The sequence below is a fragment of the Kitasatospora purpeofusca genome, assembly GCF_000718025.1.
GTDB lineage: Bacteria > Actinomycetota > Actinomycetes > Streptomycetales > Streptomycetaceae > Kitasatospora > Kitasatospora purpeofusca.
On the sequence record NZ_JODS01000019.1, the window covers coordinates 120683 to 135617 of the forward strand.

General features: G+C 72.8%; 14 protein-coding genes and 1 tRNA gene. 5 read left to right on the plus strand and 10 right to left on the minus strand.

Annotated elements, in window-relative coordinates; genetic code table 11:
- Nucleotides 1–9 precede the first annotated feature (9 nt).
- The 3 genes from IF01_RS0125420 to IF01_RS0125430 all read left to right on the plus strand — a co-directional run bounded on the left by IF01_RS0125420 (nucleotide 10) and on the right by IF01_RS0125430 (nucleotide 4855).
- Nucleotides 10–1269 (plus strand): HpcH/HpaI aldolase/citrate lyase family protein, encoded by a 1260-nt coding sequence (locus IF01_RS0125420; RefSeq protein ID WP_030395860.1) that lies wholly within the window; start codon nucleotides 10–12, stop codon nucleotides 1267–1269.
- Nucleotides 1270–1487: 218 nt separating this feature from the next.
- Nucleotides 1488–3926, plus strand: coding sequence for a phosphoribosyltransferase (locus tag IF01_RS0125425; protein WP_030395861.1), 2439 nt, complete (start codon nucleotides 1488–1490; stop codon nucleotides 3924–3926).
- 5 nt (nucleotides 3927–3931) lie between these two features.
- Complete coding sequence (locus IF01_RS0125430) at nucleotides 3932–4855, plus strand: HAD family hydrolase (RefSeq protein ID WP_244215623.1); 924 nt, start codon at nucleotides 3932–3934, stop codon at nucleotides 4853–4855.
- Nucleotides 4856–4880: 25 nt separating this feature from the next.
- Here the strand turns inward: IF01_RS0125430 and IF01_RS0125435 are convergent, their stop codons facing one another.
- Both IF01_RS0125435 and IF01_RS0125440 read right to left on the minus strand, forming a co-directional pair.
- Complete coding sequence (locus IF01_RS0125435) at nucleotides 4881–5108, minus strand: FmdB family zinc ribbon protein (protein ID WP_030395863.1); 228 nt, start codon at nucleotides 5106–5108, stop codon at nucleotides 4881–4883.
- A 53-nt stretch (nucleotides 5109–5161) separates the two neighbouring features.
- Nucleotides 5162–6481: a hypothetical protein gene (locus IF01_RS0125440; RefSeq protein ID WP_244215624.1), complete on the minus strand. Its 1320-nt coding sequence runs from the start codon at nucleotides 6479–6481 to the stop codon at nucleotides 5162–5164.
- Nucleotides 6482–6704: 223 nt separating this feature from the next.
- Between IF01_RS0125440 and IF01_RS0125445 the strand changes: the two genes are divergently transcribed.
- Nucleotides 6705–6776 (plus strand) — tRNA-Val (locus IF01_RS0125445).
- Nucleotides 6777–7959: 1183 nt separating this feature from the next.
- On the opposite strand, the gene IF01_RS0125450 is transcribed toward IF01_RS0125445, so the two are convergent.
- The 8 genes from IF01_RS0125450 to IF01_RS0125485 form a co-directional block, all read right to left on the minus strand.
- Nucleotides 7960–9102 carry a tyrosine-type recombinase/integrase gene (locus IF01_RS0125450; protein WP_030395865.1) on the minus strand — a complete coding sequence of 381 codons (1143 nt, stop codon included), beginning with the start codon at nucleotides 9100–9102 and terminating at the stop codon, nucleotides 7960–7962.
- Complete coding sequence (locus IF01_RS0125455; RefSeq protein ID WP_030395866.1) at nucleotides 9102–9317, minus strand: excisionase family DNA-binding protein; 216 nt, start codon at nucleotides 9315–9317, stop codon at nucleotides 9102–9104. Before IF01_RS0125455 ends, IF01_RS0125450 begins: the two co-directional genes overlap by 1 nt.
- A complete protein-coding gene (locus IF01_RS0125460; RefSeq protein WP_051756187.1) occupies nucleotides 9314–10927 on the minus strand; it encodes a replication initiator in 1614 nt (537 codons plus the stop codon). Before IF01_RS0125460 ends, IF01_RS0125455 begins: the two co-directional genes overlap by 4 nt.
- Nucleotides 10927–11130, minus strand: a complete 204-nt coding sequence (locus IF01_RS0125465) for a hypothetical protein (protein ID WP_030395868.1) — start codon at nucleotides 11128–11130, stop codon at nucleotides 10927–10929. Before IF01_RS0125465 ends, IF01_RS0125460 begins: the two co-directional genes overlap by 1 nt.
- A gap of 14 nt (nucleotides 11131–11144) precedes the next feature.
- The gene (locus tag IF01_RS48495) at nucleotides 11145–11339 is read right to left on the minus strand and encodes a hypothetical protein (RefSeq protein ID WP_030395869.1); all 195 of its coding nucleotides are present in this window, start codon (nucleotides 11337–11339) and stop codon (nucleotides 11145–11147) included.
- Nucleotides 11336–12916 (minus strand): FtsK/SpoIIIE domain-containing protein, encoded by a 1581-nt coding sequence (locus tag IF01_RS44250; RefSeq protein WP_051756190.1) that lies wholly within the window; start codon nucleotides 12914–12916, stop codon nucleotides 11336–11338. The genes IF01_RS48495 and IF01_RS44250 overlap by 4 nt, the downstream gene beginning before the upstream one ends.
- A gap of 100 nt (nucleotides 12917–13016) precedes the next feature.
- Nucleotides 13017–13412: a hypothetical protein gene (locus tag IF01_RS0125480; RefSeq protein WP_030395871.1), complete on the minus strand. Its 396-nt coding sequence runs from the start codon at nucleotides 13410–13412 to the stop codon at nucleotides 13017–13019.
- Nucleotides 13413–13577: 165 nt separating this feature from the next.
- On the minus strand, nucleotides 13578–14363 hold the full coding sequence (locus IF01_RS0125485; protein ID WP_244215625.1) for a GntR family transcriptional regulator: 786 nt from the start codon (nucleotides 14361–14363) through the stop codon (nucleotides 13578–13580).
- A 100-nt stretch (nucleotides 14364–14463) separates the two neighbouring features.
- Between IF01_RS0125485 and IF01_RS0125490 the strand changes: the two genes are divergently transcribed.
- Nucleotides 14464–14868, plus strand: a complete 405-nt coding sequence (locus tag IF01_RS0125490) for an ATP-binding protein (protein ID WP_037781100.1) — start codon at nucleotides 14464–14466, stop codon at nucleotides 14866–14868.
- The last annotated feature ends 67 nt before the right edge of the window (nucleotides 14869–14935 follow it).

A 14935-nucleotide genomic window follows, 5' to 3' on the forward strand; every position in this document is an offset into this window, starting at 1 on the left:
GAGAGCACCTTGCGCCACTTCGGCCACCTCGCGGACGACGTCCGCGACCGGCTCTTTCTCAGCGCTCCCGGGGAGTTCACCGCCGACAGCGCGGCGGCCGTGCTCGCCACCGCGCTGGGCGCCACGCTCTACAGCCCGGCCACCCGCGCCACCCTGCGCACGGACATCCGCAAGCAGGCCGCGCAGGGCGTCGTCTCGATGGTGCTCTGCCTGGAGGACGCCATCGCCGACCACGAGGTCCCGGACGCCGAGGCCAACCTGGTGGCCCGGCTCGGCGAGCTCTGGGCGGAGGTCACGGAGAGTACCCGCTCCGGCGTCACGGAGGGTGCCGGGCCCGTTGTGACGGAGGGTGTCGACCCGGGCGGGATCTCCACCGATTGCACACAGGATCTTCCCCTTCTCTTCGTGAGGGTGCGGACCCCGGCGCAGCTGACCGACCTCGCCGGCCGGCTCGGACCCGCGATCGGACTGCTCACCGGCTTCGTCCTGCCGAAGTTCACCGAGGACACCGGCGGCGACTTCCTGGAGGCGCTCGCCGCCGCCGAGGCCGCCACCGGGCGCCGGCTGTTCGCGATGCCCGTCCTGGAATCGCCCGAGCTCGCCCACCTGGAGACCCGCCGCGACCAGCTCTTCGGCATAGCCAGGCTGCTCGACAAGCACCGCGAGCGGGTCCTCGCCGTCCGCCTCGGCGTCACCGACCTCTGCTCCGCGTACGGCCTGCGCCGCTCGCCCGACCTGACCGCGTACGACGTGGCGCTGGTCGCCTCGGTGATCGGCGACGTGGTGAACGTGCTCGGCCGCGCCGACGGTACCGGGTTCACCGTCACCGGCCCGGTCTGGGAGTACTTCCCGGTCCAGGAGCGGATGTTCAAGCCGCAGCTGCGCCGCACCCCGTTCGCGGAGGCCGAGCCCTCGCGCGAGGCCGTCCGCCGGCGGATCATCGAGCACGACCTGGACGGGCTCATCCGCGAGATAGAACTCGACCGCGCCAACGGCCTGTTGGGCAAGACCTGCATCCACCCCAGCCATGTGCCCGCCGTCCACGCGCTCTCCGTCGTCACGCACGAGGAGTACAGCGACGCCCATGACATCCTCCAGCAGGAGCGCGGCGGGGGCGGGGTGCTGCGCTCGGCGTACACCAACAAGATGAACGAGGCGAAGCCCCACCGGGCCTGGGCGGAGCGGGTGTTGCTGCGCGCCGAGGTGTTCGGGGTGGCCCGGGAGGACGTCAGCTTCGCGGAGCTGCTCTCGGCCTGCCTCTGCCGCTGAGCCGCCCGGCCGGCCCGGGGCCGGCCCGTCAGACCTTGCCCACCGCGGCACCACCGCGGCGCCACCGCACCGCACCGCACAGACCGAAGACAGGACCCGTAGTGACAGCAGCGCAGCAGGACCGGACCACTGGAGCCGACGGGACGGACGGGGTCGGCGGGCCCCTCGGGGCGAGCGCCGAGGGACCCGCGGGAGCGGGGGAGTGGACCGGACGCTGGGTGGCCGAGCGGGCGGGCGTCGCGCTGACCGGCTCCGAGCGCCTCCCCGAGCTGGTCGGCCTCGCCCTGCGGGAGAACCGCAAGCGGGCCCACCTGCTGGTCTCCACCGTGCTCGGCAAGCACGTCCCGCAGCGGCCCGCGGTGGTGCACGGCGCCGGCCTGGAGCTCGGCCGCCGGGTCCGCGACCTGCTGGCGTCGCTCCCCGAGGAGAGCGCCGACCGCGCCGTCGTCCTCGGCTACGCGGAGACCGCCACCGGCCTCGGCCACAGCGTCGCCGACGGCCTGGACGCCCCCTACCTGCACTCCACCCGCCGCCCGGTGCCCGGCCTCACCCCGGTCGGCGGCTTCGAGGAGGAGCACTCGCACGCCACCTCCCACCTGCTGCTGCCCGCGGACCCCGGGCTGCTCGCCGGTGACGGCCCGCTGGTGCTGGTGGACGACGAGTTCTCGACCGGCACCACCGTGCTCAACACCATCCGTGAACTGCACGCCAACCACCCGCGCGAGCACTACGTGGTGGTCGCGCTGGTCGACCTGCGCGGCCCGGCCGACCGGCGGCGGCTCGCCGACACCGCGGCCGAACTCGGCGTCCGGCTGGACCTGGTGGCGCTGGCCGACGGCGGCGTCGAACTGCCCGCCGACGTCCTGGACCGGGCCGAGCGGCTGATCGCCGAGGCCGGTCCCGCGCCCGAGCCGCCGGCCGCCCCGGCCGCCCCGCTGGTGCGGGTCGACCTGGACTGGCCGACCGGGCTGCCCGACGGCGGACGGCACGGGTTCACCCGGGAGCACCGGGCGCGGCTGGAGGCGGCGCTGCCCGGTCTGGCCGAGCAGCTGGCGGCCGCGGTCGAGCCCGGGGACAGTGACGGACGGGTACTGGTGCTCGGCTTCGAGGAGCTGATGTACGCGCCGCTGCGGCTGGCCGACGCCCTCGCCGAGCGGCTGCCCGGCGGCACCGACCGCGTCCACTACTCCACCACCACCCGCTCGCCCGTCCTCGCCGTCGACGACCCCGGCTACGCCATCCGCACCCGGCTGGCCTTCCCCGCCCACGACGACCCGGCCGACGACTCCTCCCGCGAGCGCTACGCCTACAACGTCGCCCCCGGAGCCGACCCGGCCCGCCGCTTCGGCACCGTGGTGCTGGTGGTCGACGACACCGCCGACACCCCCGCCCTGCACGAGGGCGAGCGCGCCCTGCTCGGCCAGCTGCGCCGGGTCACCGACCGGGTGGTGCTCGCCGTCCTGCCGTCCCACCGGCCGAGCGCCCCCGCCGGCCCGGCGGCCCCGGCACGTCCGCTGTACGGCCCCGAGTTCTCCTCCTACCGCGCCGACGAAGTGGCCTGGCTGCTCAAGGACCTCACCGGCGTCGACCTGGAGGCACCCACCGAGGAGCGCGAGGAGGCCGTGCAGAGCGGCGGCGCCCACTACGCCGAGTCGCTGCCGGTCGAGTACCAGCCGAGCCCCGAGTACCAGGAGCTGTTCCACCAGGCGCTGCGGGTCTCCGCCCGCCGGATCGCGCTCGCCGTCGGCACCGTCGCCGAGACCCTGCTGCGCGAGCGCGGCCCCGGCCTGGTGCTCGCCTCGCTGGCCCGCGCCGGGACGCCGGTCGGCATCCTGATCCGCCGCTGGCTCGCCGCCGGACACGGCCTCGACGCCCCGCACTACGCCGTCTCGATCGTCCGCGGCCGCGGCATCGACCCGGCCGCCCTGCGCTACCTCGACGCCCACCACCGGGCCGCCGACGTGGTGTTCGTCGACGGCTGGACCGGCAAGGGCGCGATCACCCGCGAACTCGCCGAGGCCCTCGCCGGGACCGGCTTCGACCCGGACCTCGCCGTCCTCGCCGACCCCGGCCGCTGCGTGCGCACCTTCGGCACCCGGGACGACTTCCTGATCCCCTCCGCCTGCCTCAACTCGACCGTCTCCGGCCTGGTCTCGCGCACCGTGCTGCGCTCCGACCTGATCGGCCCGGACGACTTCCACGGCGCCAAGCACTACACCGAGCTGGCCGGCGCCGACGTCTCCGGCGCCTTCCTGGACACCGTCGCCGACCACTTCGCCGACGTCCGGGCCGAGGCCCTCGCCGCCGCCGACCGGTTCCTCGCCCCCGAGCACGCCGAGGAGCGCGCCCCCGACTGGGCCGGCTGGGCCGCCGTCGAGCGGATCAGCACCGAGTACGGCATCGACAGCGTCAACCTGGTCAAGCCCGGCGTCGGCGAGACCACCCGGGTCATGCTGCGCCGCGTCCCCTGGCGGGTGCTCGCCCGGCGCGGCGCCGGCGCCGACCTCGACCACGTCCGGCTGCTCGCCGCCCAGCGGGGAGTGCCGGTCGAGGAGGTGGACGACCTGCCGTACTCCTGCGTCGGCCTCATCCACCCCCGCTACACCCGGGGGGCGACCGGCGCCTCCGGCACGGCCGTCCTCACCAAGGAGTCCTGAGCCCGATGAGTGGTCACGCACGCCCGGACGGCGGCTCCGCCGACGTATCGCGCTCCGCCGGAGCACCGCGCTTCGTCGTCGCGAGCGACCTCGACCGCACCCTGATCTACTCCAACCGGGCCCTCGCCCTGGACGTGCCGGACCGGCTCGCGCCGCGCCTGCTCTCCGTCGAGGTGCACGACGGCAAGGCGCTGTCCTTCATGACCGAGCAGGCCGCCGCGCTGCTCGTCGAACTCGCCCGCGAGGCCGTGCTCGTCCCCGCCACCACCCGCACCCGGGCCCAGTACGAGCGGGTCAACCTGCCCGGTCCGACGCCCGGTTGGGTCCCGCCCTACGCGATCTGCGCCAACGGCGGCCGACTGCTCGTCGACGGCGTGCCGGACGAGGACTGGCAGACCGAGATGGCCGGCCGGCTGGCCGAGGGGGCGGCGCCGCTGGCCGAGGTGGTCGAGCACCTGGCCCTCTGCGCCGACCCCGAGTGGACCCACAAGCGGCGGGTCGCCGACGAGCTGTTCGCCTACCTGGTCGTCGAGCGCGCCGAACTGCCGGCCGGCTGGATCGCCGAACTCACCGGCTGGTGCGCCGAACGCGGCTGGACCGTCTCGCTCCAGGGCCGCAAGGTGTACGCGGTGCCGGCGCCGCTCAGCAAGAGCGCGGCGCTGGCGGAGGTCGTCCGGCGGGTCGGCCCGTCCACGGTGCTGTCCGCCGGGGACTCGCTGCTCGACGCCGACCTGCTGCTCGCCGCCGACGCCGGCTGGCGCCCCGGCCATGGCGAACTGGCCGACACCGGCTGGACGGCGCCCGGGGTCATCGCCCTCGACGAGATCGGCGTCGCGGCGGGCGAGGAGATCGCCCGCCGCTTCCTGGCCCGGGTCCGGGGCGAGGTCGGGACTCCGGTCCCGGCCCCGGCTCCGGCGCTCGGCGCCTAGGCCCCGGAGAGCGCCCGGCTTCCGGCTAGCCGCAGCAGCCGCCGCCGCAGCACCCCCCGCCGCCACCGGCCGACGGGGCCTGCTGCGGCGCGGCGCCGCCGGCGGCCGCACCGGTCACGGCGACGGTCGACAGCAGCTTCACGGTGTCCGGGTGGCCCTGCGGGCAGACCGCGGGGTCGTTGGCCTGCGCCATCGCGCGGCGGAGCTCGAACGTGGCGCCGCAGGAGCGGCAGCGGAAGTCATAACGAGGCATACCCGCCAGCGTATCCGGGCCACCGCAGGTCGAACCCTTCGCGCCCCCGATGCCTACTTCTGTCCCCCGAGCTCGCCGCGGATCAGCTCCACCACGTTCGCCGCCGACTCCCGCACCGCCGCCAACTCGGTCAGGAACCGCCAGTAGTCCGGATGCCGCCCGGCCGCCTCCAGCTCGGCCACCGCGCGGTCCAGCCGGGCCACCGCCGCGTCCAGCGGCGCGGCGTGCCGCGGATCCGGCGCGTGCCGCCCGGCCATCGCCAGCCGCTGGGCGTCCCGCAGCGCGAACCGGGCCCGCTCGACCTCCTTGTTCGGGTCGATCTGCACCTCGTTCAGCTGCCGCAGCCGCTCGTTCACCGCGACCACCGACCCGTCCGCCGTGTCCAGCAGCGCGCGCACCGTCCCCAGCGCCCCCGTGGCATCCGCCCACCGCTGCTCGTCCCGGGCCCGCGCCGCCTCGGCCAGCTTGCCCTCGGCGGCCCGCCCGGCCTCCGCCACCTGGTCCGGCACCCGCTGGAGGTCCTGCCAGCACGCCGCCGAGAACCGCCGGCGCAACTCGCTCAGCGCCGGCGGCACCGTACCGGCCTTGGTCTCCAGCGCCTGGATCCTGGTCCGCAGACTGGCCACCCGCCGGTCGATCTCCCGGGCCCGCTCCGGCAGGTGCCCGACCTCCGCCGCGATCGCCTCCGCGCGCTCCTTCACCCGCTCCGCGCGCTCCAGCGTGTCCGGCACCCCGTGCCGGGCCACCCCCTCGTTCAGCCGCCCCAGCTCCGGCGCCAGCTCGGCCAGCCGCGCCGCCGGCCCGTCCGCCCGCAGCCCGGCGCCGCGCGCCACGTCCAGCGCGTTACTGGCGTCCAGCAGCGCCCGCTTGGCCTGCTCCACCGCCGGCGCCACCCGCATCAGCTGCGACTCGGCCCGCTCCAGCGTCGGCTGCAGCCTGCGCAGGAAGTCGTTCAGCTCCGACAGCGCCGAACCGAGCTGGCCCTTCACATCGTCCAGCTGGTGCTTGGCCCGCGCGGCCGCACCGGACTCCAGCTCCTCCGCGTCCAGGTCGTGCGCGTCCAGGGCGGACAGGTAGTTCACGGTCACCTGGTCGACCCGGCCCGAGATCGCCTCGAAGTCCGCGACCGCCCGCCGGGCCGTCGCGCTGTCCCCGACCGAACGCACCGTCTCCACCGCCAGCCGCACCTCGCGCTGGGTCGAGTCCACGTCGTAGAACGCCTGCTGCGCCGCGTCCCTGGCCGCCCGGGCGTCCGCCCGCATGCCGTCACCGCCGCGCCGCCCCCACCAGCCCCCGCCGGCCCCGAACGACGCCGCCCCCGCGGCCCCCAACGCCCCCGCGACCACCACCGGCAGCACCAGCGCCTCGGCCACCGCGCTCCCCGGCCCCCGCCGTCGCCCCCGCCCGCCTCCGCCGGCCACCCTCACTGCGCGCTCCCTGGTTCCCGACCGCTGATCCACCCCCATTCTTCCCGATCACCCCCCGGACCCGGCACCCCACCCGCCCCACCGCCCCACCACCCGCACCACACCACCCCCCGGGACCAGGTACCCTAGGCACTCGTCGTGCGCCCCACCCCGGGACCCGCCCGACGGGGGGCGCGTAGCTCAGTGGTAGAGCGCTGCTCTTACAAAGCAGATGTCGGCGGTTCGAAACCGTCCGCGCCCACAGCGGAGAAGGGCCAGTTCGGAGGCAGGATCCTCCCGAACTGGCCCTTGATCGTTTCTGGGGTCCTACCCCTCGCGTGCCACCCCCGTGCCAGATGCTCCTGGCCGGCCGAGCGCCTCTCTGGTCGCTGCCCCTCCGATTGGCGATCGTTCCGTCGCGGTCATTGCGGGTTTGCCGTCGCCCAAGCGCGGCAGTGGCCTATCCCGGCTAGCAGCTCCCAGTCAGCGGCCCCGGAGCACAATGGCAGGCTGCGCCTTACTGGAAAGTGGCTCGCTGGAGCTCGCCAGGACGGACGTTTCGCCGTGTCGCCGAAATGAGTTTGCAGTCTTTCGGACCGAAGGTGACCTGGCTCGCAAACCGGCTCAGTTCGACGAACTGACTACTCGGGTTCGGGTCAGGGGCGACGTACTGGAGATCATGCACTGCGTCTGGTGCAGAGCCGGCGAAGGTTCGGCATCCTACGTAGAGCGTGTATGCCTGCATGCGGCCGGTGGTGTTGTGAATGCTCGCGGTGCACCCAGTCCACTCCATGAGAATTCCAGCGGTGTACTCAGCGCTGCTTCTACAGCTCACACCGACCACGTCGCCGCTCGCGTCGTACTCGGTAAGGTCGAGGTCGTCGGAAGCCGTAGTGCTGGCAACGACAGCCGCCAGAACGAGCAGCGTGGTCGTCCCTATCGCGACGGCGGGCCTCGGGTTATGTCGTATCCAACGGAAGAGCGGCGCTTCGTCCGCAGGCGCGGGAGGCCCGTACGGGTATGGAGTGGGCTGATCGGCCATTCCGGTCCTTCGATGGCAGCATCACGGTCAGGCGGTCGGTGTCATGTCGGCCGCAAGTGCGCAGAAGTGCGGTGCTCTGCAGGTGCGTTGATCTCTGCATCCGTCGCGCGCACCCACATGCTAGTGATGTCGCGCTCAGTGGTCAGCGAGACGCAGAAAAAGGGCGTTCCAACGCCGGCGCGGACCAACGCATCCCGACGTTCTGAGTTGCATCCTTGGCAGATCTCGCAGTCCGCCAGTCATCGGGGTCCAAAACAGGACGCGGCAGTCGTGGCATGTAGTTCTGCCCGCAGCAGATGTCGGCGGATCGGAACCATCCGCGCCCACAGAATGAGAAGGGCCAGCTCGGAGGCAGGATCTGCCCGAACTGGCCCCTGAGTTTCGGTGCCCTACTCGTCCCGCGTTACCCCGCGCCAGAAGCCCCCGGCTCGCCGAGTGCCTCCCTGACCGCGGCCCCCATCCGATCGGCGATGGCGCGATCCCGGTCGCTGGTCATGTGCTGGTAGATCAGCGCAGCCCGGGTGCTGCTGTGGCCCATCCTGGTCATGAGTTCCCGGGTGCTGGCCCCGTTCTGGGAGGCGAGGGTGTTGCCGGTGTGCCGCAGGTCGTGGAAGTGGGCATCCTCACTCACCCCAGCGGCGGTGCGGGCGCGGATCCAGTCGTCCCGGAAGTTGCTGCGGCGGAGCTTCCCGCCGCGAGGGCCGATGAAGAGGTGGCCGTCCGGTCCGGGGCCGGCGTAGCGGTCGAGGTGGTGGGCCAGGTCGTCGACGATCTCGGCGGGGAAGGCCACCGGCCGGAAGCCCGCGCGGCTCTTGGGCGCCTTGTCGTAGAGGCGTCCGCTGTTCAGCTCCGCCTGGTTGCGCTGCACCCGGACGAGTCGGTTCGCGAGGTCGACGTCCCGTCGGCGGAGCGCGGCCAGTTCGCCGAAGCGGAGCGTGGTGAACGCGGTCAGCAGCACCAGGACCCTCCACCGCGAACCGATGGCCTCGGCGACGGCGAACACCTCGGTGACGGAGAGGACGGGTCGCTCCGGCACGTCGTAGGTGTCAGCGCCCTTGATCCGGCACGGGTTGCGCTGGATCAACTCGTCGTCGAGGGCGGTGTTCATGATGGCCCGCAGCAGCTGGTACGCCTTGACCACCGAGGGCTCGCCGGCCCCGTCCTCCAGTAGCGCGGACCGCCAGGACCGCACCCGGGCCGGGGTGATCTCGGCGAGCGTCCGGTGGCCCAGGCCGGGCTGGATGTACTGGCGGAGGGTGATCGCGGACCGCTCGCGGGTGCTCTCCTCCAGCTTGCGGTCCCGCAGCCAGGTGGCGGCGAAGTCGCCGAGCTTGGCCTTCCCGGCGTCGGGGTCGGTCCACTTGTCGCGCTTGATGTCCGCCTCGATGAGCGTGAGCGCGATCTCGGCATCGGTCTTGGTCGGGTAGGTCTCCTCTCCGCTGCGCATCAGCCCGGTGGCCGGGTCCGGGTAGCGGATCTGCCAGCGCCCGGAGGGCTGTTGGCGGAGCGACCCGAAGCGCCGGCGGTTTCCCTTGGCGTTGGCCATCAGGCGGCCCTCCGCAGCTGACGGGTCCGGCTGACCGGCTGGACCGTGCGGGCAGCGATGTACTCGGCCAGGGCCGACGCCGGGATGCGGACGTGGCGTCCGACCTTCACGAAGGCGATGCGTCGCTCCGCGATCAGCCGTCGAGGGAAGCGTTCAGTGGTGCCGAGCAGTTCGGCCGCCTGGGCGGTGGTCAGGAGGGGGTCCGGGGATGTCATGCTGCCTTCCCTTCGGGTGTGACCGCGGATGCGGGGGAGAGGGGTCCTTCGGCGCGGGCCAGGGCTTCGTCCAGGGCCTGTCGCCAGCGGACGCGTTCGGCGACGGCCCGCAGGAGCCGGGTCGCAAGGGGCGACATATCGGGGTCCCCCGGGCGCACAGGTTCCCAGAGGTAGCGGTGGGTTTCGGTGCGGGCGGCGGTGTCGCCAAGGACGTCGAGGACCCAGGTGCGACGTTCGGTGCGGTGGTCGGTGAGGGTCTTGCCGGACCATTTGCGGGAGACGAGGACCCGGCGGCCGCCGTAGCCGAGGTGTTCGCGTTTGTGGGCGCGGGAGCGGCAGGCGCCGGGGCGCAGGGCGGGGTGTGCGTTCTTGGGCTGGATGCCGTGGAGGAGCCAGTTGGCGCACGTCGGTGAGCAGGGTTCGTGGCGGAGTTCGGCGGCGAGGCGGTCGACGTGGTCGCTCTCGGTCGTGCCGGTCGGGGTGTGGCACTCGGCGACGGACTTGGTGAGGTACTTGGTCAGGTAGCGGACGCAGCGGGCGGCCTGCGGTGAGCCGACGAGGACGCCTTGGGCGTCGAGCTGGGGGCCGAAGCGGAGTACGTGCGCGGGCTGGGCTTCGGGTTCGTCGTCGAGTTGGTCGAGGGCGTCGTCCCAGGTGGGCAGCGGTTCGTGGGTGGTCGGGTCGAGGAAGGCGCCGTGTTCGGGTGACCAGTGCGGCGGCGCGTCGGGAGCGTGGACCGGGTGGTCGGCGGGCGGCCACCAGACCTGGTGGTAGGTGGCGGCGACGACCTGGCGCAGTTCGGCGCGGGAGACAGTGCCCCGCAGGGCGAGGTGCAGGTGCGGGGCGAGACGGCGCTGAGGTTCGACGACGGCGAAGTACTGGACGTCGTGGCCGACGAAGCGGCGCAGGTTCTGGACGAACCGGTCGATCAGCTTGGGGAAGTGGAGGGCGTCCCGTGCGGCCCGGCGGTAGTCGTAGGTGGTCGGGTCGACGGGGGTGCCGTCGGAGCGGACGCGTCCGTACGAGGGCAGGGTGAGGGTCAGGAACAGCGAGGGGCGGAAGGTCCGGCCGTCGGGCGTGGTGTACGCCTTGCCGAGTGTGCGGTTCTCGACCGGGCGGCGGGGCAAGTCGCTGGTGTCCTGCCGGCGTCGGGTGGAGCGGACCCGGCGGGCGGCCGGGGCGGGGGCGAGGGTGCCGCGGACGCCGGTCTCGTCGAGTTCGGTGTCGATCTCGACGAGCAGCGAGGCGAGTTCGTCGGCCTCCGCTCCGGTGGCCTCGGTGTGGGCCTTGGTCAGGTCGGCCCGCAGTTCGGTGAGGTACTGCTGCGCGGCGGTGGCGGGGTCGGGTTCGAGGACGGGTTCCTCGGTGAGGTGCCAGCCTTCGCGGCACTGGGCGGCGCGCAGGCGGCGCTTGCGTTCGGCGCAGCTGGGGCAGAGGCTCGCGCGGGTGGCACCGCAGGGGATGTCGACGAGCTCGGTGTGGCCGGTGGCGGTGTCGGTGCGGCGCAGAGCCACCGGCCGGACGCAGACGCCGTGTTCCTCGGCGACCTGGCGGAGCACGGAACGGGCCAGGGGCATCCGGGCCCGTTCCGCGTGGGTGTTTCCGGTCATCAGCGGTCTTCCGAGTAGCAGAAGACGTAGAGGGTCTCCATCAGGCGGACCAGGTCGTGGCCGGTGGTGATGGGCGGGAAGCCGGCGTCCTCGATCCGGCGGGCGATGTCGAAGAGCAGGCCGCGGGTGAAGCGCGGATCCTGGCCGTTCGCCGGCGTGGGGACGGGGTAGTTGGCGGCGGTGGGCAGGCGGCGGTGGGTCATGGCGGTACCTCCGGTCAGGGGTGGATGGTGGCGAGGGTCTTGGTGAGCCAGGCGAGCAGGTGCTTGATCAGGGAGGAGGCGCCGGTCTCGGCGAGGAGGAAGCCGAAGACGCCGCAGAGGATCAGGTGCGTGGCCTTCAGGGCCTGGTGCCGGAGGAGGACGGCGATCAGTGCGCCGAGGAACAGGACGAGCGAGCCGGTGACGATCACGGCTGTGCACCACCTTCCGAGGACGTGTCCACGCTGTTGTCCAGGGGGCTAGACGCCCTGTAGACGGACTGGTTGTCGTACCGGGCGACCAGGGCCTCGATCTCGGCGTCGGAGACGTAGGCCGCCCGCACGCGGACCGGGGTCGGGCTGCCTTCGTTGCGGACATAGCCGACGCCCGCGCCGGTCGTGGGGTCGGGCGAGATCAGGTCCGCGTACGCGCCCCGGTCGCGGGCGCCGCTGCCGAGGACCATGTCCACCTGCGCGGCTTCGTCCATGCGCAGGGCGATCCGGTCGGGGAACAGGTTGCGGAGGTTCATGACTTCCTTGCGCGGGTCCTGGAGGGCACCGACGAGGCAGAAGCCGACCGAGCGGCCCTGGCTGGTCAGGGTCGCGATCGCCGCCTCGGCACGGCGCCGGAGGTCCCGGTCGGGCTGGTAGGCGGTGAGGAAGGCGAGTTCGTCGACCATGACGACGACGAACGGCGAAGCCGCAGTGGGGACGTGGGCCCGGAAGCGACCGGCGAAGGCCAGGGCGCGTTCCTGCATCCGGTCGACGGCCGATTCGAGCAGCTCGACCATGACCTCGGGGTCGCTGGTGTACCTGGTGAACAGGGCCGCACCGAAGGACAGTTCCATGCGCTTCGGGTCCAGCGCCCAGATCTCCACCAGGCCGGCGGACACTCCGGGCAGCAGCTCCCGGACCACACCCCACAGGACGGATCCCTTTCCGGAGCCGGTGACCCCGGCGACCAGGACATGGGTGCCGTGCAGTCGCAGCTGCCAGGGCTTGCCGTCCTCCTGGGCGCCGATCCTCACCGACCGCCACGGGACTTGGCCGAGCGGTTCGGCCTCAGCTCCACCTCCGCCGCGATCTCCGCCAGGTGCCGCTGTGCTCGGCGGACCAGCCTCAGGACTGCCGCCAGCGCCCGGAAGGCCAGATGCCGAAGCCGCCCAGACGGACGCGGCGGCCTTCCGCGTTCCGACCGCCACGCCGCGAAGGCGAAACCGGCACCTCCGGGCCAGCGCCCGGACCCGACCGAACCACCCCCTTAGCCAGCTGCCGAACGTGCGCCGCACCGGCCTGGGAGTGCGGCTGGCGGACGTGAACGGCTTGGCGAGCGGGTCGAAGGTCCACGCCCGCAGGACCACGGCCCCACGACGGGGGCTGGTCACTTCCACCCGGTGGACGCGCCAGGCGTGCGCGATCCCGTGCGCGTGCTGGGCGACCTGTTCGGGGACCTGTCCCGGCAGCAACCCGATCAGGACGTCCAGGCCGCCGGGGTGCTTGCGCATCCGCGCGATGCGCGGCCACACGTACTCGTACGGGGCGTCGAAGCGGGGCAGCGGTGCCTGCTGCCACAGCCCCAGGGAGTAGCTCAACTCCGGCCAGCCGCGCCGGATCCGCGAGCGCAAGGACTTCGCCCGGTACACCAGCCTGCCGACCGGACCGGCGACGAGGACCGCGATCACCAGCAACCCGGCGGTCGGGCCGAGGTGGGCCACGACCCACGAGTAGTCGATCAAGGCGGCCAGTAGGGCCAGGAGTACGGACTTGAGGGTGCTGCTCAACTTGAACATGTCTGTGTTTCACCTCAGTTCACACCGCGAGGGGGATGGGTGGCGCCGCCCGGCGCGCGAGCCGACGTGCAGCTGCGCGCCAGGACGGGCGAAGCCGGGGTCAGGCCGCGGACTTCGCGGAGGAGCGGGCCGGGGCGGGCGCCCTGACGTCGGTGGCCTTGAACGAGTAGGCGACCCGGCCGCTGTTGTTGACGTAGGCCGTCACGGTCAGGCCGTCGAACTCGACCGGCCGGAAGGGCAGGCCCGGAGCTGCGTCCGGCAGCACCGGAAGGACCGGGGCCACGACCTTGACGCGGGCGGAGGTGTCGCGCGCCTCCGGGTCCGGGTCGACCACCGAGACGACCCAGAGCGGGTGCCCGGTCGACTTGTCGCGCGCCTGCACCTTCGTGCCGCTCTTGCTCGCCTCGAAGTCGGCGACCGGCTCGACCGAGACGGCGAACGCGCCGGCGGGGAAGACGTCCTCGAAACGGACGGGGATCGCACCACGGATGGCCATGAGGATCTCTCCTGTCTACCCCCCTGGACAGTCGGAAGCCGACCGCCCCGAGATTGCCGTCTAGGGGGGTAGACAACAAGGTAGAGCGTCGCCCGCTCGACTGTCTAGGGGGATATACAGAGATCTTGACTGGCCGTCAGGTGCACTCGGCACTGTCGTCCCGGATCAGGCCCGAAAGGGCGGGATGTCGATCTCGTACGAGAGGCGGAACCGGTCGGCGGTAAGCACGATGTCCGCCGTCTCGACCGCCAACTCGCCTGCCCAGTGGCTGCGTTCTATCGCGAGCACGGTCGAGCCCAGCGGGATGCCGAGCGGCTCCGCCTCGATCTCAAGGACCGGCCTGGCGGACACGTCCTCGGTCACCCGCGTGACCGCGATGCCGATGGCGGACATCCGCGCCACCACCCCGGAACCGGCCAGCGGGCCGTTCTCGGGCAGCACGACGGCCGTCCCGCCGGTGACCGCCATCGGTTCCCAGCTGGTCGACAGTTGGGTCGGTTCGCCGTCGGCGCGGAAGACGTACTGGCTCTGCATCACCGGATCGCCCTCCGGGATGCCGAGCCGGAGAGCCAGGGCGGCGGTCGCGTACGTCTTCTGGGAGTCGCACGACCACGACGGCTCGACCCCGCGGGCGCGGCTCTCCGCGGCGAACGGGCTGCCAGCCGCGTGGTAGCGCCCGCGTGCCATCCGCGCCGGTACCGGCCGGACGCGCACATAGGTCCCCGAGCCAGGGCGCCCCTCGACCAACCCCTCGGCGGTCAGCACCCGGAGGGCCTGCCTGACCGGTTGCTCCGAGACCCCGTGGTCACGGCACAGCTCCGCGATGCTCGGCATCCGCGAGCCCGGCGCCCGTTCGCCCGAAACGATCTCGGCGCGCAAGACATCCGCCAGCCGCAGATACGCCGGTCGTCCCAACTCTCGCACGAGCGCCCCTATCTCACGTTTTCTCACATCAGCTTGACAAGCTCGAACCCGAGCTTTCAAGCTCGAATCCGAGCTTCACGCAAAGTATCCGACTGATCGCGCCACAGAGAAGCAGAGGGGCACCCCCATGCCATGGATCGCTCGCTTCCCCGGAGTCCCCGAGTCCGCGGGTGCGGCCCGCAAGCTGGTCCGCGAAGCCCTCGGTGATGACCACCCCCGGGTCGCGGACGCCGAACTGATCGTCTCCGAGCTCGTGACCAACTCCGTTCTCCACAGCAGGTCCGGCCGCCTGGGCGGATCGGTGTGGGTCGAGATCCGGCGCTCGTCCACCACTGTCTGGATCGACGTCGCCGACGAAGGAGGCCAGGGTGCCGTCCCCGGTCTCCGGGCCCCCGACGAGGCCGCCGATTTCGGCCGCGGTCTCACGCTGGTCGACGCCCTGGCCGACTCGTGGGGCGCGCACAACGACGGCGATGACTACCGCTCCGTGTGGGCGCAGCTACTGAGGTTTTCGTTCTGTTGTCGGTGGTGACAGGTAGTGATCCCTGCGGTATGCCGGTGGTATGCGGTATGCGCAGGGTGGGGGCCTGACCGCTGAG